20 protein-coding genes are annotated in these 20,232 nt (G+C 62.1%); 6 read left to right on the forward strand and 14 right to left on the reverse strand.

All coding sequences use genetic code 11. The annotated features are described in order from the left end of the window. Window positions 1-54: 54 nt before the first annotated feature. From ACWICV_RS00870 to ACWICV_RS00880, 3 genes are all read right to left on the reverse strand, one after another. Entirely contained in the window at window positions 55-717 is a 663-nt protein-coding gene (locus ACWICV_RS00870) for a phosphoribosyltransferase (protein ID WP_454090917.1), read from the reverse strand. Between the two features lie 190 nt (window positions 718-907). Next, on the reverse strand, window positions 908-1,354 hold the full coding sequence (locus ACWICV_RS00875) for an HD domain-containing protein (RefSeq protein WP_454090916.1): 447 nt from the start codon (window positions 1,352-1,354) through the stop codon (window positions 908-910). Window positions 1,355-1,555: 201 nt separating this feature from the next. Next, window positions 1,556-2,809 (reverse strand): carboxyl transferase domain-containing protein, encoded by a 1,254-nt coding sequence (locus ACWICV_RS00880; protein WP_454090915.1) that lies wholly within the window; start codon window positions 2,807-2,809, stop codon window positions 1,556-1,558. Window positions 2,810-2,866: 57 nt separating this feature from the next. Between ACWICV_RS00880 and ACWICV_RS00885 the strand changes: the two genes are divergently transcribed. Together ACWICV_RS00885 and ACWICV_RS00890 are read left to right on the forward strand one after the other, a co-directional pair. After that, the gene (locus tag ACWICV_RS00885; protein WP_105658025.1) at window positions 2,867-3,196 is read left to right on the forward strand and encodes a PadR family transcriptional regulator; all 330 of its coding nucleotides are present in this window, start codon (window positions 2,867-2,869) and stop codon (window positions 3,194-3,196) included. Between the two features lies 1 nt (window position 3,197). Then, window positions 3,198-4,193: a permease prefix domain 1-containing protein gene (locus ACWICV_RS00890; protein WP_400290851.1), complete on the forward strand. Its 996-nt coding sequence runs from the start codon at window positions 3,198-3,200 to the stop codon at window positions 4,191-4,193. A 177-nt stretch (window positions 4,194-4,370) separates the two neighbouring features. On the opposite strand, the gene hpaD is transcribed toward ACWICV_RS00890, so the two are convergent. The 11 genes from hpaD to ACWICV_RS00945 form a co-directional block, all read right to left on the reverse strand. Further along, window positions 4,371-5,468 (reverse strand): 3,4-dihydroxyphenylacetate 2,3-dioxygenase, encoded by a 1,098-nt coding sequence (hpaD, locus tag ACWICV_RS00895; protein WP_105661547.1) that lies wholly within the window; start codon window positions 5,466-5,468, stop codon window positions 4,371-4,373. A 63-nt stretch (window positions 5,469-5,531) separates the two neighbouring features. Continuing rightward, the gene (hpaE, locus tag ACWICV_RS00900) at window positions 5,532-7,025 is read right to left on the reverse strand and encodes a 5-carboxymethyl-2-hydroxymuconate semialdehyde dehydrogenase (protein ID WP_105658032.1); all 1,494 of its coding nucleotides are present in this window, start codon (window positions 7,023-7,025) and stop codon (window positions 5,532-5,534) included. Between the two features lie 78 nt (window positions 7,026-7,103). Further along, window positions 7,104-7,763: a GntR family transcriptional regulator gene (locus tag ACWICV_RS00905; RefSeq protein WP_454090914.1), complete on the reverse strand. Its 660-nt coding sequence runs from the start codon at window positions 7,761-7,763 to the stop codon at window positions 7,104-7,106. Beyond that, window positions 7,763-9,286 carry a fumarylacetoacetate hydrolase family protein gene (locus tag ACWICV_RS00910; protein ID WP_181148971.1) on the reverse strand — a complete coding sequence of 508 codons (1,524 nt, stop codon included), beginning with the start codon at window positions 9,284-9,286 and terminating at the stop codon, window positions 7,763-7,765. The genes ACWICV_RS00905 and ACWICV_RS00910 overlap by 1 nt, the downstream gene beginning before the upstream one ends. Before the next feature lie 807 nt (window positions 9,287-10,093). Further along, a complete protein-coding gene (locus tag ACWICV_RS00915) occupies window positions 10,094-10,906 on the reverse strand; it encodes an AAA family ATPase (RefSeq protein WP_402473825.1) in 813 nt (270 codons plus the stop codon). After that, window positions 10,906-12,414, reverse strand: coding sequence for a Mu transposase C-terminal domain-containing protein (locus ACWICV_RS00920; protein ID WP_402473826.1), 1,509 nt, complete (start codon window positions 12,412-12,414; stop codon window positions 10,906-10,908). Before ACWICV_RS00920 ends, ACWICV_RS00915 begins: the two co-directional genes overlap by 1 nt. A 6-nt stretch (window positions 12,415-12,420) precedes the next feature. After that, window positions 12,421-13,014 (reverse strand): recombinase family protein, encoded by a 594-nt coding sequence (locus ACWICV_RS00925; RefSeq protein ID WP_454090913.1) that lies wholly within the window; start codon window positions 13,012-13,014, stop codon window positions 12,421-12,423. Window positions 13,015-13,370: 356 nt separating this feature from the next. After that, the gene (locus ACWICV_RS00930) at window positions 13,371-13,751 is read right to left on the reverse strand and encodes a DUF2255 family protein (RefSeq protein ID WP_402473827.1); all 381 of its coding nucleotides are present in this window, start codon (window positions 13,749-13,751) and stop codon (window positions 13,371-13,373) included. An 83-nt stretch (window positions 13,752-13,834) separates the two neighbouring features. Next, on the reverse strand, window positions 13,835-14,602 hold the full coding sequence (locus ACWICV_RS00935) for an SDR family NAD(P)-dependent oxidoreductase (RefSeq protein WP_454090912.1): 768 nt from the start codon (window positions 14,600-14,602) through the stop codon (window positions 13,835-13,837). Window positions 14,603-14,686: 84 nt separating this feature from the next. Then, the gene (locus ACWICV_RS00940) at window positions 14,687-15,205 is read right to left on the reverse strand and encodes a cyclophilin-like fold protein (protein WP_402473829.1); all 519 of its coding nucleotides are present in this window, start codon (window positions 15,203-15,205) and stop codon (window positions 14,687-14,689) included. 6 nt (window positions 15,206-15,211) lie between these two features. Further along, on the reverse strand, window positions 15,212-16,051 hold the full coding sequence (locus ACWICV_RS00945) for an SDR family NAD(P)-dependent oxidoreductase (protein WP_454090911.1): 840 nt from the start codon (window positions 16,049-16,051) through the stop codon (window positions 15,212-15,214). A gap of 147 nt (window positions 16,052-16,198) precedes the next feature. Between ACWICV_RS00945 and ACWICV_RS00950 the strand changes: the two genes are divergently transcribed. From ACWICV_RS00950 to ACWICV_RS00965, 4 genes are all read left to right on the forward strand, one after another. After that, window positions 16,199-17,107 (forward strand): helix-turn-helix transcriptional regulator, encoded by a 909-nt coding sequence (locus tag ACWICV_RS00950; RefSeq protein WP_402473831.1) that lies wholly within the window; start codon window positions 16,199-16,201, stop codon window positions 17,105-17,107. Between the two features lie 249 nt (window positions 17,108-17,356). Continuing rightward, on the forward strand, window positions 17,357-18,514 hold the full coding sequence (locus ACWICV_RS00955; protein ID WP_402473832.1) for an oxidoreductase: 1,158 nt from the start codon (window positions 17,357-17,359) through the stop codon (window positions 18,512-18,514). 198 nt (window positions 18,515-18,712) lie between these two features. After that, window positions 18,713-19,492: a hypothetical protein gene (locus ACWICV_RS00960; RefSeq protein ID WP_402473833.1), complete on the forward strand. Its 780-nt coding sequence runs from the start codon at window positions 18,713-18,715 to the stop codon at window positions 19,490-19,492. Continuing rightward, the gene (locus ACWICV_RS00965; RefSeq protein ID WP_402473834.1) at window positions 19,452-20,156 is read left to right on the forward strand and encodes a hypothetical protein; all 705 of its coding nucleotides are present in this window, start codon (window positions 19,452-19,454) and stop codon (window positions 20,154-20,156) included. The genes ACWICV_RS00960 and ACWICV_RS00965 overlap by 41 nt, the downstream gene beginning before the upstream one ends. The last annotated feature ends 76 nt before the right edge of the window (window positions 20,157-20,232 follow it).

A 20,232-nucleotide genomic window follows, 5' to 3' on the forward strand; every position in this document is an offset into this window, starting at 1 on the left:
CCACCGGCTAACCCGGAACTTGGACGCAATGTCCCGGGCTGCGGTCCTGGGACCTCACCGTGCGGAGCGCAGCATTTCCAGGACCTGGTCCTGGCCCACTTGCCCGAAGTCCTCGTAGAAGGCTCCGACGGCAGTGAAATTTTCCGGGGTGAGCAGTTGGCAGAGGCCATTGACCCGGGGTGCCAATTCGCCAGCCGTTCCAGGCGAAGCCACCGGAACTGCCAGCGTGATGGAGGCGGGATCCAGGTCCTGGATAAGATCCAGCGCGGCCTTCATCGTGGCGCCCGTGGCCATTCCGTCATCGCAGAGCAGCAGGTCGCGCCCAGCCAGATCGGGGCAGTAGTCCTTGAAGGTGCCGGCCAGGGCCCGCAGGTCGGCACCGGTGCCGCGTTCGACGGATTCGAGTTCGTCCTTGCCGAAATACTGCAGAGCCCGGCGGTAGATCGCCTCGTTGATGTGGCGAGCGCTGCTAATCCCGTACCGGGCAATGGCGCCGAATGCCAGTTCGGGATTGCGCGGCACCCCGAGCTTGCGCACTGCCACCGCGCCCAGGGTGGCCCCGAGGGCCCTGGCCACTTCATGAGCGATGGGCACTCCGCCGCGCAGCAAACCCAGCACGGTGTATTCGCCGGCGGGCAGCAGGATGGACAGCTTCATACCCAGCGCGGAGCCGGCATGGCTGCGGTTTTCGAACACTGTGCTTCTGCCTGTTGCCATAGTTCAAGTCTTGCCCAATGGCGCCCGATTGCAAGGGGACTGCGGGAAATATCCAGCATTCCGAGTTCTGCGCGGTGATCAGGTGCCGCCACCGGATGCCGGCGAAGAAGTGCTGGCCGTGCGTGGCGGGGATCTTGGCAAGGAGCTATTTCCGGGCAGACCCGGGGTGAACCCAGGACTCGGTGCCTTGCTAGAGACCCAGGAGGGACCGGGTGCGCTGGTATTTCTCGGCCAGCCGCTGCCGGGTAGCCTGATCCAGCTGGCTTGTGCGTTCCGGGTCGGTGTTATCGGCCAGGTCCGCTTCCTTGACCAGCAAGGCCAGCGCATTGCCGCGCACCCCGGCGCAATATTCTTCCAGGCGCTGCCCGGGCCGCTTGCTCAGCAGTTCCACCGCCACGATGACCGTGTCGGGAATGCCAGCGGCACGCAGGTCCGCCGCGCTCACGTCGCAATCCTCGATCACATCATGCAACCAGGCGGCCGCGATGGCTTCTGGCGAACCGCCGAGGTCGCGGGCGTGCCCGGCCACTCGTGCCGGATGCCCGATATACGCGGCGCCGAGCTTGTCGACCTGTCCTTCGTGGGCGCCGGACGCGATGTCCTTGGCCGTATCGATCATCGATTTGTGCTCGCGCATAGTCCGCCTCGCTGGGTAGTTCCTGTCGAGTCCCACTCTACGCAGGGCGGCCGGCATTTGGGGAGGTAGCCTGATCCTTGAACTTCCACGTGCCTGCAGGGTGCAGCCGGTCGCGCTCCCGCGGCCGGCCCGGCGAGGGCAGCCAAGCCAAGGGCCGGTCCAGCAGCCGTTGCCGGACGGGCCCGGTGTCCCAGTGCGGAACTAGCTGGAGGCTCGTCCCAAGTTCTGGAACTTTTTCTGCCGGCGCTCCAACCGATCTGCCTCGGGAATGGCAAGGGCCAAGGAGATCTCCGCAGCAATAGCCGTTCCGAGTTCCTGGCAGAACTCGCGCGGCCGGGTGGCAGCGTCATCGAACTCGTCCACCACGTGTTCCACCAGGCCAAAGGCGCACAGCGAAGCAACGCCGATCTTCTGCTGGCGGGCCATATCCGGGGCATGGCTGGTACTGCGGTGCATGATGGCATTGGCGCCCTCGGGCGGCAACGGCGAGAGCCAGGAATTGCGGGCTGCGATGGTCCGGTCCGCCGGCAGCAGTGCCAGTGCGGCGCCGCCGGTACCTTGGCCGAGGAGCACCGACACCGAGGGGGACCGCAAGCCGATCAATTCGCTGAGCGAACGGGCAATCTCTCCGGCCAACCCGCCTTCCTCTGCCTGCACCGAGAGCTCGGCGCCGGTGGTGTCGATGATGGTGACCAGCGGCAGGCCGAGTTCCTGGGCCAGTTGCATCCCGCGGCGGGCCTCGCGCAGCGAGGCGGGCCCGAGGCTGGCCGTGTCCGGGTGCCGCGGCCGCTGCTGGCCGAGCACCACGCAGCGCTGTCCTGCGAACCGCGCCAACGCCAGCATCAGCCCGGGGTCTTTCTCTCCCTGTCCGGTTCCGTTCAAGGGCAGCGCGTCGTCAGCTGAGGCCAGCAGCATCCGGGTGTCCGGTCGGCGCGGGTTCCGGCTGGCCTGCACAGAGCGCCAGGCGTCTTCGTCCGCACTGCACGAGATGCTGCCCACCGGTGCCGGGAAAGCGCCGGAATCTCGTACCGGCTGCAGGATCTGCAGTGCCCGGTCCACGAGCTGCGGAAGGTCCTGCGGCGGGACAACCGCGTCGATCAAGCCCTTGCGGAACAGGTTCTCCGAGACCTGGACGCCCTCCGGGAAGTCCTGTCCGTAGAGCGCCTGGTAGACCCGTGGACCCAGGAAACCCAGCAGCGCCCCTGGCTCGGCAACGGTGATGTGCCCCAAAGAGCCCCAGGAGGCCATGACACCGCCGGTGGTGGGATGGCGCAGGTAGACCAGATAGGGAAGTCCTGCCGCCTTCAACGGATCTTGGCACTCCAGTCCAGTCGCCAGTCCTGCCGCTACGCGATGCGTTACTTGCTGGTTTGCTTGTGCGGGCTCAGCGCCACCGCTCACTTCCGGCTGCAGCCCCCAGTTCTGCAACGAATAGCATTGAACACCTGTTCTCATCTTGTGACAGTAATGTGTGATTGACGATAGTGTGCGGCGCACGGTAATGTGAGCGGCATGGAAGAGTTCGACACCCAACTGCAAGAGCTGCGACGCGGCACCGTTGTGCTCGCTTGCCTGCAGCTGCTGCGCAGTGCAGGATACGGCTACAGCCTGCTGGAGCAGCTCGACGACCACGGTTTCTCCACCGATGCCAACACCTTGTATCCGCTGCTGCGGCGTCTGGAGAAGCAGGGTTACCTCACCAGCGAGTGGAACACCGAGGAGGCCAGGCCACGCAAGTTCTACCGAACCTCGCCTGACGGTATCCGTCTTGCCGACACGTTGACCACGGAATGGCGATCACTGGCAACGGCGATCGCCTCGCTCACCGAAGAGGAGCACTGACATGACTGCCACATTGACCGAACGCTACATCTCGGCCACGATCCGCAGCCTCGAGCCCGGCATGCGGAACGACATCCGCGCCGAGCTCGAAGCCTCCATTGCCGACGCCATCGAGGCGCGCGTAGCCCAAGGCGAAGCCGCGCAGGAGGCAGAACGCCGCGTCCTGGCCGAACTCGGCGACCCCGGCATCCTCGCCGCCGGCTACGCAGACCGGCCGCTGCACCTGATCGGGCCGAAGTACTACCTGGCTTGGTGGCGCCTGCTGAAACTGCTGCTGTGGATTGTGCCGCTCTGCGTGGCAGGGGCAATGGCGCTGGGTTTGCTGGTCTCTGGACAGGACGTGGGCGAAAGCATCGTCCAGTCGCTTTCCGTCGGGCTGCAGGTCATCGTGCACGTGGCCTTCTGGACCACGCTCGTGTTCGTCGTGCTCGAGCGCACTGGCGCGGACACTGGCGTGAAGTGGGATGTCGACCATCTGCCGGAAATTCCCGAGGATGGCGCGGGCCGCAGCGAGTTGATCGCGTCGCTGGTATTCCTGGGCATCGCCGCCGGCGCGGTGGTGTGGGATCTGGTCCGAGGATTCTTCCCCACAGGCGGTGAACCGATCCCGATCCTCAACCCGGGGCTGTGGCCGTGGTGGATCGGCGTCCTGTTCGCACTGATCATCCTCGAGGCCGTCTTCGCCGTCGCGCTGTTCCGCCTGCGTCGTTGGACAACTGCCATGGCGGTGCTGAACACCGTGCTCGCCTTGGCCTTCGCGGCCTGGGCGCTGATCCTGCTGTTGCGCGGCGAGCTCGTCAACCCGGAATTCCTCTCGTTCGTTGCGGTTGCCGGAGGCGACGGGTTCGCCGCCGGAAACGCACAGGCCGCTGGCAATGGCGGCATCTTCCGCATTCTCGCCGTGCTGCTCGGGTGCGGAATCGCGGCCGGCATTGGCTGGGATATCGTTGACGGGTGGCGCAAGGCCGTGCGGGAACGGGGCACAGCCCGGGGGTGAACGCGCTGAATGGCAGGTGGCGACCTGATCAGGGTCTCGCCGATGGACTAGGAATTAGCGCGGCCAGCAAAAGCAGAATCCCAGGGCATCGGCGAAAAAATTCGCTGATGCCCCGGGATTCTTGTGTTGCAGCTCAGGGAAGCTGCCAAGCTCTGGGTCTAGAAGAGCTTGCCTGGCTTAGAGCTGGTTGCCCAGCTTGAAGCCCTTGGAAGCCTGGCCATGGTACGAGCCGTCTTCGTCACCGGCACGGGTGAAGGAGAAGCCGTCGGCGCCAATGGTGACTTCCAGCTCGGAATCATCGGTGCGCTCGATGACTTCCTGCACGTTGCCATCCAGGTCCAGGACCTTGGAAGCTTCGGTGTACCACGATGGAACAACCGGGTTGCCCCACCAGTCGCGGCGCTGGTTGTCGTGCACGTTCCAAGTGATGGTCGGATTGTCCGGATCGCCGGTGTAGTAATCCTGGGTGTAGATCTCGATGCGGTGGTCATCTGGATCCAGGATGTACAGGTAGAACGCGTTGGAGACGCCGTGGCGGCCGGGGCCGCGCTCGATGCGGTCCGAGATGCGCAGTGCGCCCATCTTGTCGCAGATCTGGATGATGTTGTGCTTCTCGTGGGTGGAGAAGGCCACGTGGTGCAGGCGCGGGCCGTTGCCGCCAGTCAAAGCGGTGTCGTGCACGGTGCCCTTGCGGTGCATCCAGGCTGCGTAGGTGGTGCCTTCGTCGTCCTGGATGTCCTCGGTGACGCGGAAGCCCAGGTCCTCGAGGTAGGCACGGCCGCGAGGCACGTCCGGGGTGACCTGGTTGAAGTGGTCCAGGCGGACCAGTTCGCCGGCCGAGTACAGGTCATAGCGCATGTGCAGGCGCTCAACGTGGGTGGTCTCGAAGAAGAACTCGTACGGGAAGCCCAGTGGATCCTCGACGCGCAGTGCATCGCCGATGCCCTTGACGAAGCCTTCCTTGCGGCGCTCGGTGCGGCAGCCCAGTTCCTTGTAGTAGGCCTCGGCCTTGTCGACCTCTTCGGCGCTGCGCACACGGAAAGCCATGGCCTTCAGTGCTGCCACCGGGCCCTTGGTCAGCACCAGGTTGTGGTGGATGAATTCCTCGAAGGAACGCAGGTAGATCTGGTTCTCGTCTTCGTAGGATACGTGCAGGCCCAGTACGTCCACGTAGAACTTGCGCGAGCGCTCCAGGTCGGTGACGACCAGTTCAGCGTAGGCGCAGCGCAGGATATCGGGTGCTGGAACCGAAGGGGTTGGGATCGGGTTTGCGATCTCTTTGCTCATGATTTGCTCCTTTGCAAGCAAGAAAAACTAGGGGCGGGAAGCGCGTGCTTCCTAGACGCCGAACTTAGGGGAGTGCGCTTCGTTCAGGGTGATCTGGATGGACTGCTGGGTGGTGTAGAAGTCCACCGAGCGGTAGCCGCCTTCGCGGCCCAGCCCCGAAGCCTTCACGCCGCCGAATGGGGTGCGCAGGTCGCGGACGTTGTTGGAGTTCAGCCACACCATGCCCGAATCGATCTGGTGCGCGAAGTTGTGCGCGCGCTTCAGGTTGGAAGTCCACACGTAGGCTGCCAGGCCGTACTTAGTGTTGTTGGCCAGTTCCAGTGCTTCCTCGTCGGTGTCGAAAGGGGTGATGGCAACAACCGGGCCGAAGATCTCGTCCTGGAAGATCTGCGCATCCGGGGCAACATCGGCGAAGACGGTCGGAGCAACGTAGTTGCCCTCTTCGAAGCCTTCGGCGCGGCCGCCGCCGGCCAGCAAGCGGCCTTCGGTCTTGCCGATCTCGATGTAGCCCATGACCTTCTCGAAGTGGTTAGGGTGCACTAGTGCACCGACTTCGGTCTTCGGGTCGCTCGGCAGGCCAACGCGGATGTTCTTGGCGCGTTCTGCGAACTTGGCTACGAAATCATCGTAGATATCGCGCTGGACCAGCACGCGGGAACCGGCGGTGCAACGCTCGCCGTTCAGCGAGAACACGCCGAAGACGGTGGCGTCCAGGGCAGCTTCCAGATCAGCGTCGGCGAAGACCACTGCAGGGGACTTTCCGCCCAGCTCCAGGGACAGGCCCTTGAAGAATGGCGCGGCCGCGGTGGAGATGGTGGCGCCAGTGGAGGAGTCGCCGGTGAAGGACACCAGCGGCACATCCGGGTGCTTGACCAGGTAGTCGCCGGCCACGCCGCCGGAACCGAAGATCAGGTTGAAGACGCCCTCTGGAAGGCCGGCTTCGCGGAAGATTTCTGGCCACAGGCCAGCGGAGAGCGGGGTGTAGCTGGCAGGCTTGAGGACCACCGAGTTGCCGGTGGCGATGGCCGGAGCCAGCTTCCAGGATTCCTGCATGAACGGAACGTTCCACGGGGTGATCAGCGCGGCGACGCCAATGGGCTTGCGGTTCACGTAGTTCATCTGGCGTCCTGGGACGCGGAAGGAGTTATCCACCTGCGCGACGATCAGGTCGGCGAAGAAGCGGAAGTTCTCCGCGGCGCGGCGGGCCTGTCCCTTGGCCTGGGTGATCGGCAGGCCGGAGTCGTAGGACTCGAGCAGCGAGAGCTCTTCGTCGCGGGATTCGACGATGTCAGCGATCTTGTGCAGCACGCGGGAACGCTCGCGTGGCAGCATCTTGGCCCAAGGGCCTTCCTTGAAGGCCTTGTTGGCGGCGGCAACTGCCAGGTCCACGTCTTCGGGCTGTGCCGAAGCCACGGTGGCGTAGTTGGTGTTGCTTACCGGTTCCTGCACGTCGAAGGTGGCTCCGCCGATGGAGTCAACGAATTCGCCGTTGATGTAGTGCTGCAGGTGGGTCGGAAGGTTTTCCGGTACGAAGTGCTTGCTCATGGCAGTTCCTTTCGTGCTGTTCCGGTGTTTTCACCGGATGGGTTGTGGCAAATCTATGAAAGTTCTCGGTGCTGCTGGCTAGATGGCGCTAGGTGCCATGCCGGCCGCTTTCAAATAGGCGTTGAGCGTATTCGAGCGGTGGTCCCGGCAGGCGGCTTCGATCTGCGCCGGGGTGGCATGGTTGCCGATCAGATCCAGCAGCGCCTCATGCTCCTGGACCGAGGCGCGAGCCCGGTTGGGAATGTGGGTGAAGCTGCTGGCCCGCATGGCCGCCAGCCGGCGCCATCCGCGCTGGACCAGGTCCAGGATGTGCGGATTGGGGCACTGGCCGTAGAGCAGCTGGTGGAATTCGGTATTCATCCGGGTGAAGGCCACCGGATCGAAATCCGCCAGGCACTGGCGCATGTTCTCGTTCAGCGCCCGTGCCTTGGCAAGCCAGGCGGCATCCATGGCATCGGCAGCCAGCGCGGTAGCGGCCGGCTCGATGACCATCAGGGTCTGCATGGTGTGCAGGTACAGGGTGGAATCCACGTGGGCCACCGTCGCCCCGACGTTGCGGGTGAAGTACACCAGGCCCTCGGCCTCCAGCCGGCGGATCGCCTCGCGCACCGGAACCACGGAGCAGCCCAGCTCATCGGCAATGGTGCCCAGCACCAGCCGGTAGCCGGGGGAGTATGCCCCGTTGACGATGCGCTCGGAAACCAGCTGGTAGGCGGCTTCGGACTTGGAGGCGGTCATTACAGCGACCATGAGTCCAGATCCGGGCTGCCTGCGTCCTTCCAGGCGTTGTACTTGCTCTTCCACGCATCATTCATCGGGAACAGGCCCTCGATGCCGTGGCCGCGCTGGACCATGGCGAAGATGAATTCGTCATTGGATTCGGTCACCGCGGCTTCAGCGGCCACCTCGGCCACCATTGCTGGCGGGATGACCACGATGCCATCGGAGTCGGCCACGATCACATCGCCTGGCTGCACCGATACGCCGCCGCAGGCCACGGTGATGTCCTTGTCCCAGGCCACGTGCTTGCGGCCGAGAACCGCTGGGTGGGCGCCGTTGTAGAAGACCGGGATCTGCAGGTTGGACACGGCGTCCAGGTCCCGTACGCCGCCATCGGAGATGATGCCGGCGGCGCCGAGCTGCTGGGAGCGCAGGGCCAGGATGTCGCCCAGGGTGGCCGAGCCGGTCTCGCCGCGGGCTTCCATGACCAGGATCTCGCCGTCATTGAGCGAGTCGATGGATTGCTTCTGCATGTTGTAGCCGCCGCCGTGGGCCTTGAACAGGTCCTCGCGGTTGGGGATGTAGCGCAGGGTGCGGGCGGTGCCGATCACGCGCTGCATGCCCTTGGTGGCACCGGGGACTTCGATGTTCACGTTGTTCAGGCCGCGCTTGCGCAAGGTGGCGGACAAGGTGGCGGTAGCCACCGAAGCCAGCTGCTCGCGGACCTTGTCGGTCAGCACGTCCTTGCCGGTGATGATCGGGGCCATGCCGGCGGTCTCGCGATCGCCGTAGGCATCTTCCTTGTCCTTGTCGGTGACCTTTGGCTGGTTGCCGAAAGCGGCGAAGGCCGCAGTGCCCTCGACGGCGGTGGTCTCCAGCTTGCCGGTCGTGGCGCCGGAGACCAGATCGGTGACCTCGACCTCGACAACGTCGCCGGGGAAGAAGACGGTGGAGCCGGCCGGGGTGCCGGTGAGGATCATGTCACCTGGCTGCAGGGTCATCTGCTGGGACAGGTCGGCGATGATGGTTGCGAAGGAGAAGAGCAGCTCGGAGGTGTCGGCGTCCTGGGCGAGCTTGCCGTTGACCCAGGTCTGCACGCGCAGCTTGGCAGGATCCAAGGTGGCAGCATCCAGGGCGTTGGGACCCACCGGGGTGTAGCCGTCGCCGGACTTGGAGCGGATGTTCGAGCCCTTGTCCGCGTACTTCATGTCGTGCACGCCCAGGTCGTTCGATGCGGTGACCTGCCCGACGTAGCCCCAGGCTTCGTCTACCGAGACGCGGCGAGCGGTCTTGCCGATGATCAGTGCGATCTCGCCCTCGAAGGCGAGCAGCTCGGTGCCAGCAGGGCGTTCCACGGTGGAACCGCTGGCGGCCAGCGAGCTGGTGGCCTTCATGAAGTAGCTGGGGAACTTCGGGGTGCGTCCGCGCTGCGCCGCACGCGAGGAGTAGCTAAGGTGTACGGCCAGGATCTTGCCTGCCTGCGCGAAGGTCTCTTCGGTTACTGGGACAATATTGCTCACCGTTGATCGGCCTGCTTTCATCGAACATCATCTCGTACATCAAATCGTATACGATCAGTGTGCGCCGAATCTCAAACGGTGTCAAGCGGGCTTTGGAAATCTTTGGAAATGATTACCGTGAAGGCCTGGGAATCCGCAAGATCACGCCGAATTCTCCGGGAGCGGGAATGTTTCGAAATGGGCAATTGCGGGGCGCCGGAACGGATGTACTGCAGCACACAATCGATAGCTGGAATCCTGGCTAGCCAGTCGATCTGATGCCGGATTCCCTGCATGGCCATCGTTGCCCTGTAGTCGACAAAGGATGCCCGACCGGCGCTATCCTCTTGCCAGCTGGGCGGCAGGGGCAAGCTCGCTCGCGAACCGAAGCCGAGCTACGGCAGGCGCTCTTTTGCCGATCGTGGAAATAGGCCATTTCACTGAGGGTGAGGGCAAGTGGAGTCATGGATTGTTCACGAGAAATATTCCGTTGCTTCCTCCTGCATGCCGGGTAATTGTAGATAGCCTGTATTTATGGGGAGTGTATTTAATATCCGAAACTCGCTGAGATGAGAGCGCAAGGAAAAAGATGTCTTCAGGTCAAAACACAGGCGTGATTGATTCGACGCTGCCGTTGCACCCCACCGAGGTCCACGCAAATAGCTGGATGTGGGGATCCGTGGCGTTGGTCGCCAGAGTTCCGGCATCTTCGATCACGGAACCTGATGGAAACTTGTGGTGGGTCCCGTCGAATGCCGCGGATATCACGTGGAAGATGTTCTGCAAAGATCTGCATAGCTGTGACTGTTAGCTTGATTTGGCGGTTTTCGCGCAGCTACTCAGGGCGGTTCAACCGATTCCGATAACGAGCGTGGAACGCGCAACTTCAACAACGTCATCGGTAATAGTGTCCAGCTCATTGATCTTCATTACCCTCTGCATCTGTGCGAAGAGCCGATCAATCAGCCGGAAATTACCGCGCGTGATGCGCGCGATCGCCACGACAGCTTGCGTATCGGTGAAGTCCTCCAAATCCAGGGTTTTGCCGAGGGCACGCCACTTTCGTTGCAGGACGAAATGCATTTCATCCTGCGCAAGCGGACGGTATTCATGGGCGAAGCCGACACGGCTATAGAGCTGAGGATATCGGCTGAACTGCTTTTCTATGCCGGGCATCCCAATCAGCATCAGAGCGATATTGTTCCTGTCATACCTATCTCGCAGCACTTCCAAGGCAGTGGCGTTGAGTCGTTCCGACTCGTCGACGATGATCAGCTCCACATGCTTGTCTTGATTCATCGGACCGTTCGTGACGCCTAGAGTATCGAGATGTTGGTGAATGCAGATCGAGGTCCGATTAGTGATCAGTGAGAGCTCTTCTTTGATTTGCTTAGGCGTCGTCAATACCCCTGGGGTGAAGAAGACGGTCCGCGTTTTGGCTAGATCCTTATAGATTTGGAGGTCACTGTCCTCCCGGCGACCCCATTCCTCTACTAACGCCGCGGCTTTCGGGCTCCAGTTGGCATAGCGTTTAGCCGAGAGGGTTTTGCCGATTCCAGCTTGTCCGTAGCAGATCCCGATGGTCCGCTGCCGGCGCACAGCATTGGCGAACTCAGTGAAGCGGCGATGCTCCTTTGTTGCGATAAAAGTTGAGGGTGCCATTATTCGTCCTCTGCGTAGGTGCGCAACTTCGTTTTCTGCGCTCGGTGGACCGCCGGATCAGGCTGGGATACCTCCGTTGCTGGTTGCCCGGCCGGTAGAAATTCTGCGACGGTGGCGATTCGTTCTTTGATTTGTCCGCGCAATTGACGCTTGCGTGCGGAGCGTGCCTTCTGGATGTCCTTGAACGTCACTGTGGCTCGTTCATGCGCGGGATCCACGGCTTTGCAGATGTGCTGGCCACGGTGAAAGACCTGGATCTCGGCAACGTCCCGCGGGTCATAGCGGAGAATGACGGATTCTCCGACGTAGGCAGCCAGGAACGGGGAAATGTAGCGTAGCCCTTGGAAATGCACGCCATCGCGGTGGACGATCCGTGGCTTGGCGACCGTGAGCAGCAGTAGGTTCAGTTCATCGATGGTTTCAGGCAGACGCGGTAACCAACCGTTGCCCTGCCACGCTGTTTGAGGCGTTTCCTTGATCTCTTGGTGCTCGCGCTGGTGGTAGTTCTGCCCAATGAACTCACCCAGCGCCATGTCCAGTTCACCGATGGACAGCCCCGGCTTGGGGTTGCGCACATTGTGCAAGTAGCCGGGCAGCCGGGCTAAGAGTTCGGTGTTGAGGGTGCCGAAGAATCGTTCAATCTTTCCCCTGCCCTGCGGCCGGGCCACAGCGGAGAAAATGATTTCGAAGTGCAGGTCTCTGGCGGCCTGCGCCAAGTGGTGGCTCGTGAAATCGGTTCCGTGGTCTACATAGAGCACATCAGGGATTCCGCACATCGCCCAATCTGCTGTCTTTTTGGGCCAGATCGCCTCACGCAACGCCAATGCCGTATTCAAGGATGAGGGAGCACCGGTGAAGAGCATGTACCCGCAGAGGGCTCGCGAGTAATCATCCATGATCGTGGTGAGCCACGGTCGGACCGGCTGGTGGCCAGCGTCAAAAACCAGGATGTCGAGCTCGGTATGATCGGCCAGCCACACCGCGTTCGGACGTTCGGCGCGGCGGCGCCAGACCAATTCATATTTATCGCGGTACACCGCCGTACCTTGCTGCGCCAGCGTCATCATCCCCGGATCTATCGCGCCGACGATCGAGCGGACGGTGGAGTAGGAAACCGGTGCCCATCCTTGGTGGAGCGCTACCTTGTTGACTTGTTCGTGGATGGCTGCCGTAGTCCTGGGCGGTTTAGCTAAGGCGAGGCCTTCGACCAGGTTCACGAATTCGCTGGGCATCCGGCGTCCGCGTTTGCCCGGTGCCACCGGTTCCAGACCGGGCTTCCCGTGGAGCTTGAAGCTCTGGTGCCATCGCTGCAGTGTCCTCAGGCCGATATGGTGTTCCCCTGCCAGAACCGTCAACGGCACTCCGTCTTCGACGTGTTGCCGCAGTATTTCCCAACGTGCTGTTGCCTTAGCCAGGTAGTCACGAGGAGTTCCTGCTTTCTCGGTACTGCTGCCAATCTGGTCTTGCCCCAGCGGTACGTCCCTGCGCGTTTCGCTTCGCAGGGACACGGCCGATCACAGACTCTTGGAAGATGCGGGCTCTTGGCCCAAGTGGCGGTAGAACGTTGCGCGGCTCCAGCCAACCAGGCGTGCTGCGTCTTCGGCGGTGCGTCCCCTGGTGCGGGCATCTTTAGCGATCGCGAGCTTGTCGGCAATCACCGCCGGGTCCGAGACCGGCCGGCCGAAACGGGTTCCGGATTGCCGGGCGGCGGCAATGCCGGCGTTGACTCGTTCAATGATCAATTCGCGCTCGTATTCGGCCAACGAAGCAAGCATGTTCAGCATCATCCGACCGGTCGATGTGGCCGGGTCGATGCCATCGGAAATGGAGCGGACATTAATCCCGCGCTCCCGCAAAAGGTTCACGGTATTCAAGACATCGATCAGGGAGCGACCCAGCCGGTCAACCCGCCACACCACGACGGTGTCGCCGGCTTCGGCATAGTCCAGCAGCTTCTTCATCCCGGGCCGATCGATCGCGCTGCGGCTGCCGGAAGTCACGTCGGCGAACACGTCGCGCTTCTGCACCCCTGAAGCAACCAGGGCATCGAGCTGCAAGGCCGCGTCTTGGCTCGAAGTGCTCACGCGCGTGTATCCCAAATGTCTCACCTGCCCCAGTGTGGCTCAAAAACCCTGCACGGCAAGCAGGTAAGACGTTTTACGTTGGGACGACTTTATAAGACGGTTGGACTCCTTGCCGTTACGGAATATTGAGACGGCATGGCCGGGCTGAGGAGAGTGTCTCAATAATCTTTTGTTTTTTGAGACCAGTCAATTGGCTGGTGCGCGGACGCTGAATGCGCATTTGTGTCGATCGGCCTTTGCGTGGCGGCTCCGGCCGCATCGGGGGTGGTCGGAGCCGTGGGTCAGTGAGGGGTGGCATGATGGCCCGGTCCGCTTCCCCCGACTCAATTGAATATGTTGGGCATCAAGTGGACACGGGTAGGTCTTGTCCGGAGCCCTGGTTAGCGCAGGGAGACACGCACTGCAGCGGCCTTGGGCACCTCTCCCTGCATGATGGGGATGGCGAAGGCATCCGTGGCGTTACCGTACTTCACCTCGTAGGCCGCATCAATCAGGGCTTCGTCGTCGGTTCCGGCGTCCTCGAAAACGACATCGTAGCTGACGCCGGCGACGCGGACCTGCCCGGCCTTCTGCGTGATGGCGGCCTGGTACCAGCGTGAGTCCTTTCCGTTGGCCGCGCGTACATAGACCTTGCCGTCAATGACCAGTGCCCAGGTTTCGGTGGGGGTGCCGGGGGTGATGCCGTCTTCGCGGTAGGGGGAAACGTAGAAGCCTTCGTGGGCTTCGATGGTGTTGAGCTGTTCGGTGGACCATGCAGTCATGATGATGTCGTTCTTTCTATGTGGGGGGCGAAGGGGATGCAGTGTTGGCATTCCTCTTCGGGGTTCGGTGCCGGCCGTGGAGACTATGCCTGGGAGGTGGGCATGGCCCACAATTCTGCGATGGTTGCGCGGCGGTGGCGGGTCACCATGAAGACAACGCTGTCCGCGATGTCTTCCGGTTGCAGGGGTTCGGGGATCGCGTCCAGGTTCGTGGTTTTGAGAGTCTCGCGGATCTCCTCCGTGTTGTGGGAGATGAGTTCCGTGTCGACGGCACCGGGTTCGAACACGCCGATGCGTACGTTCTTCTTGGTGACTTCCTGGCGCAGAGACTCGGTGAAGCCGTTAACCCCGAACTTGGTCATGTTGTAGACGCCGAAGTCCTTGGTGGCGGTCCGTCCGGCTTGGGAGGAAATGTTGACGATGTCGGCGACCTGACGTAGGTCGTCCTCAGCGGCGGCCAGGAGGTGCGGCAGTGCTGCGTGGGTCATGTAGAGCAGGGCCTTCTGGTTGACGGCGATCATCCGCTCCCACTCGTCAATCTCCGCCCCCACGATCGGGCCGATGAGCATCAGGCCCGCATTGTTGACCAGGACGTCAAGCCTTCCGAAGCTGTCCAGCGCCCTGACGACCGCTTGTTCGGCCTGGGAGCGTTCTGTGATGTCGGCTTCGATGGCCAGGGCGGTGCCGCCGGCGGCCTCGATGTCGGCGGCCAGGGCATCGAGCCGGTCCTTGCGTCGGGCGATGAGGACGACGGAAGCACCGTGGGTGGCGAGGCTTCGGGCGATGGCCGCCCCGATGCCACTGCTGGCCCCGGTGACGATGGCGGTGGTGCCGGTCAATGATGAATCCACGTGTGGGATGTCCTTTGGTTCTTGGTGTGGCGCAGGTTCGTCCAGACGCGCCGGCTGGCGCGTCTGGACGAGGCCACGGGGGTCTTATTGGAGCTCGACGGTCATTTCCACGTTGTCGGGGAGGTTCTCGAAGATGCTGAGGTCGGAGGTGATCTCACCCATCTTCGTCAGGGTGGGAACCGAGCTGGTTTCCTCATAGATGATCGTGATGCTGTCGGCCGGGTTGTAGTAGACGATGTCGCCCGGTTGCACGTCCGTGTAGAACGGACCGGTTTCGGTCAGTGGTGCCGAAAGCTCGCTGATGTACTCGATGCCGTAGTTGCGGAACCACGGCAAGGTTGCAGGGAGGGTGGCGATAAAGTCCTGCGACACCTGGGTGTCGTTGAGGGTCGCGGTGAGGACCACGTCGCCGGCCGTGATGGTGATCGGCGTCCCGTCGGCCGCAGCCTCGGCGGGTGCCGAAGGCGCGGTGGTGGTGGACGGAGCGGCGGCTGTGGCCGGCGTGGTCGTGGCCGGCGTTTCCTCGGCGGCAGGTGAAGAGCATGCGGTGAGAGCGACCGCGGCCGCGGCGGCAAGGACAACAAGGAGCAATGGCTTCTTCATGGGTTCTTAGGCGTTCTCGAGGGCCATGTCGGAGGACAACTCGCGGTGGGCCTCGACCTGGGCCAGGAGAAGCCGGGCCTTGTCTTCGGCACCGGCGACGACATCGGCTCCGGCAACGAATCGCAGCGGCGGGGTTTCCAGCGCAGCCAAGGTGACCAGAGCCGCGCCGAGCTTGGCGGGATCCCCGCCCTGCTGCCCGTTCATGCTCTTCCAGGCGGCGATGGTCGCGGTGGTGCGCTCCTGGTAGTCCTCGATAGAGAGTTCCGGCCAGATGGAAGACGCTCCCTCGACCAGCAGCTCGGTGCGGAAGAAGCCGGGCTCCACGATCGTGGTGTGGATGCCGAATGGCTCCAGATCGTAGCGCAGGGACTCCATCCAGCCTTCGAGGGCGAACTTCGATGCGGCGTAGGCGGCGCAGAATTCCTGGCCGATGAGCCCGGCGGCGGAGGTGATGGTGAAAACGTGTCCGCTGCGCTGTTGGCGCATGACCGGCAGGATTGCACGGGTGACATTGAGCGGGCCGAAGAAGTTGGTTTCCATCTGCTGGCGCATCTGGCGATCGCTGATTTCCTCGAAGTAGCCGGCGTAGAAGTTGCCCGCGTTGTTCACCAGGACATCGATGCTTCCGAAGCGCTCGACAGCTGCCTGGGCGGCGGCAACCGATGCTTCGGCATCCGTGACGTCCAGCGAGAGGGCCAGGAGGTTCTCATGCTCGCCCAGGGCGGCGGTGACCTTGGCGGCGTCGCGGGCGGTGCCCACCACGCGGTGGCCTGCATGCAGTGCGGCCTTGGCCAGGTCGACGCCCATGCCGCGGGCTGCTCCGGTGATGAACCAAACGTTGCTCATGATGATGCCTTTTCTGTCGTTGAAACCGCCCAATCGGGAAGCCGATGTCTCAAGTCAACAGGCCAGCAGCCAAGTGAGCCAGACCCTGTCTATGGGTTCCCTGGCAGGGCCCCGCTACAACGTCCAGGGTGCTGTATCTTCGGAAACATGGACAACCAGCACGACCTCAGCCAGTTCCTCACCTCACGCCGGGCCAAGCTCAACCTCCAGCAGGCGGGCCTCCCCGACTTCGGCGGACGCCGCCGCGTGCCCGGGCTCCGGCGGGAAGAGGTTGCCCTGCTGGCGGGAATGAGTTCCGAGTACTACAAGCGCCTGGAACGCGGAAACGCCAAGGGCGTCTCGGAAGCCGTGATTGACGGGATCAGCCGGGCCCTGCAACTGGATGCGGCCGAACACTCGCATCTGCACGAGCTGATCCGCACGGCCAACGCCGGAACCCACCCGCAACGCAGATACCCCACCCGCAAGACGCAGATCAATCAGAGCGTGCAGCAAACCATCGACGCCATGTCCAGCGTCCCGGTGTTCGTCCAAAACGGACGCCTTGACGCAGTGGCCACCAATCGTCTCGGCCGTGCGCTCTTCTCGCCGATGTTCGACGGCGCAACAGCGCCGGTGAACGCCGCACGGTTCATATTCCTCGATCCCCGGGCGCAGACGTTCTACCGGGACTGGGAATACAACACCCGCCAGATCGTCGCGCTCCTGCGCGTCGAAGCGGCCCGCTCACCCTATGACCGCCAACTCAGCGACCTCGTCGGGGAACTCTCCACCCGCAGCGACCTCTTCCGCACGCTATGGGGAGCGCACGACGTACGCGAACACCGCACCGGCCTCAAAAGCATCCACCACCCCATCGTCGGAGACCTTGACCTGACGTTCCTGGGGCTGGATCTCACCTCCGAGCCGGGGCTCCAAATGCTGGCGTTCTCCGCCGAACCAGGCTCCGCCTCCCACGAGGGGCTGCAACTGTTGGCTAACTGGGCCATGTCACACAGCGCGGAGACAACTTCCGTGGACTCAACTGCAATCGCCAACCACCGCCTGGACAAATAGCCTGTAACGGGGAGCTATGAAAGAATCCCGACACCACACGTTGGCTTTCACGCCCTGACCTGCCGGGAGAACGCAAAGACACTGTATCTCGGCCAGAATCAATTGACGGCTCGCACATGATGCTGAGCGTCGTCAAAAGTCGCCACGTAGCACTGCAATTCACAAGCAAGGCCCCTAAGTGTCTTGATCGATTGCCTTGCATCACACATGTGTTGCGAGGCATACATTCCAGAGTGTGGATGTTGTTCGATGAACAGCATCGGCATTGTCGACGACGAGACCACTTCCGTTACCCGCCTAACCAAATCCGTATTCCATAGGAGCCGCATGACGAATCTTTCCGACCCGCTGGACCTGCGCCATGGGCACCTTCTGCCCAACCGCCTGGTCCTTGCGCCAATGACCAACCAGCAGAGCAATTCGAACGGTACCCTCTCCGATGACGAACTTGCCTGGCTGGTCGCCCGCGCTGAAGGTGAGTTCGGCCTTTTACAGACCGCGGCCGCCTATGTGCACCGGGGCGGACAGGTCTGGCCCGGCCAGCTCGGTATTTCCTCCGACGAGCATCTGCCCGGCCTCGAGCGCCTTGCCGCCGCTGTCTCCGCCGCTGGTGCCCGGTCCTCTGTGCAGCTCCATCATGGAGGCGTGCGTGCGGAGAAGACACTCACCAGCCAGGAAGTCGTGGGTCCGTGGGATGATGCGCAGACCGGCGTGCGAGGCATGACGACAGGTGAAGTTCAGCAAGCCGTGGAAAACTTCGCCGCGGCCGCCGCCCGCGCCGAGAAAGCCGGAATCGACGGTATCGAAGTGCACGGAGGCCACGGCTACCTAGTCGGTCAGTTCCTCGACGCCTCGAACAATCTCCGAACGGATGGGTATGGCAGTGACCCCGCTGGGCGAAGCCGCTTCGCGAAAGAAGTTGTGCAGGCGATCCGGGAACGCACCGGCCCGGACTTTCACATCGGGCTCCGATTGTCCGTTGAACGTTACGGTTTGGTCTTGGCGGACATGGTCCAGCTCGTCGGCGAGCTCTTCGCCGGCGGGAACATCGACATCCTTGACCTGTCGCTATGGGACGTGGCAAAGCTTCCCGCTAACGCCCCCGAAGGCAGCCGAACACTCCTCGAGCACTTCCTCGATCTGCCACGCTACGGAACAGCCCTCGGTGTCTCCGGACACCTAGCTGACGCCGCGGCGGTGCAGCGGGTACTCGACCAAGGGGCCGACCTCGCCTACATCGGCAAAGCCGCTATTTCCGACCACGCCTTCGCGCGCAGGGCAATTGCCAACCCCGGCTATCGTCCTCCGTCCTTCCCCGTGACACGGGACCACCTCCGCGTGGAAAAACTGGCGGAGCCGTTCGTGACCTACTTCGCCAGCAACTGGCCCCAGCTGGTGGATGACTGAAGTTATCCATCAGCTCCGTTGCGTCGTGGGAAAGGCTGTAGCAATGTCGCGATGCTCGCACGAATGAACCTGTATGAACCCCGACGCTATCGGAAGGAATCGATGGAGCAACATGCACCGCATGGCGTTCAACAAACGGGACGATGCAAACCGCCAGTTCAAGTTGTGATTTAGCCGCCAAACGAAGTTAACGGTCACATGCATAGCGAAACCTCTGAGTTTCTCCAAAACGACGCGGGAAATCTGCATAAAGCATCAAAAAGCTGGTTCGACAAGACTTCGGTCGGACCTCATTTCCTGGCCATGACTGCCGACGCGAAGCAAGCACTATCGGGTGCTCCAACGTTTGCTTTCGACAACCAGAAGGAAATCAGCAAGCTGACCGGCGCCGGTATCCGGATCGCTGGAATTTCACGTTCTCGTAGTGAGGCGGAAACAGGAGCCGGCAACGCTGAATACGTCGCCTTGCACCTGAAGCTTTCGAAAGAGGCATTGCAAACCCCCGGTTGGGTGACCTCTGCGCTGCACCGGCCGACTCGTGCTGGGCTACTGCCGGGCACAAACATCGATGGCAAGGACTTGCGAGCGGGTGTAAACAACGCCTTGCGTTCAGCAGGCTTGGCAGTAGAACTGAATAATGGCGGCGCTCTGCAATCAAAAGACAAGCAGGATCCATGGGGGAACATCTATACGATCTCCACTTTTATTCCGCAAGACAAGATTCCTCAGTGCCAAAAACACTCGCACGGACCGAGCGCGATGGACAACCCTGCAGTGCGCTGGGCGCATGCACTGAGCATTGCTCAAACCGCCACGCCTAAGCCAACTTTGAGCGACTGGTCCGACCTCGGAGTTAGCAAAGCCCAAGTCTCCCTTGGCCCGTCAATTGGTTGGTGCAGTGATCGGGGGATGGGGATTGTTGCCCAGTCCCGTCCGGATGGGGATTGTTGCCCAGTCCCGTCCGGATGGCGATCCTGAACACTGGATCGCAGAGACTGGGCATACGGTGGCCTTAGCGCATTCAGTCTTCGTCGATTTGGCGGTCTTGACGATGCAGCAAGATGAATTCTTGACCCAGCGCGCGGGACACCTGGCCAATCTAGCGGCAACCGGAAACCTTGAGGATTCCGCTGCTTCGCTTAAGCGATACAAGGACATTCAAAAAAGGTTTATCGAGTTCCACGGCAAGCGCTGGTTGCAGGAGATACCCGGACGTGAATCTGCAACTCGGGTGCTGCAAGCCATGCAGAACGTGCGCATGCTGGAAGAAAGAATCAAGCATTCACTGATCGAGCAGAAATCCATCATGGATTATCTGGAAGCCAACCAGCGCGCCGAAGAAGAGCAGGTAAATCGCGAACGAGCCGAACAACTGCGCGAAGAGGCGGTTAAGCGTGAGAAGTTCAGTCACCGAGTGAATATTTTTGCGTTTATATTCCTGCCGGCCACACTGATTTTCACCGTTACCGGAGGTCTGGGGATCCAGTTATCCACACTTTGGGGAACTATTTGGATCGGCATCGCTGCTGTCACTACTATCGGGCTGATTGCTTGGATGAAGACGGAAGATGGAAAGAGGAAGAAGGATAGAAAACGCGCGTCCGGAGCGCATCGCGCAGCGACGAATCCCTCCCTGCCGTGAACAAGGGATAAACAGATCAGCTCAACACAGTTCGCGGCCACTGAGCTGGAGAAGAACCTCTTGGTTTGAGACCTCG

This window comes from Glutamicibacter sp. NPDC055354 (genome assembly GCF_053644955.1).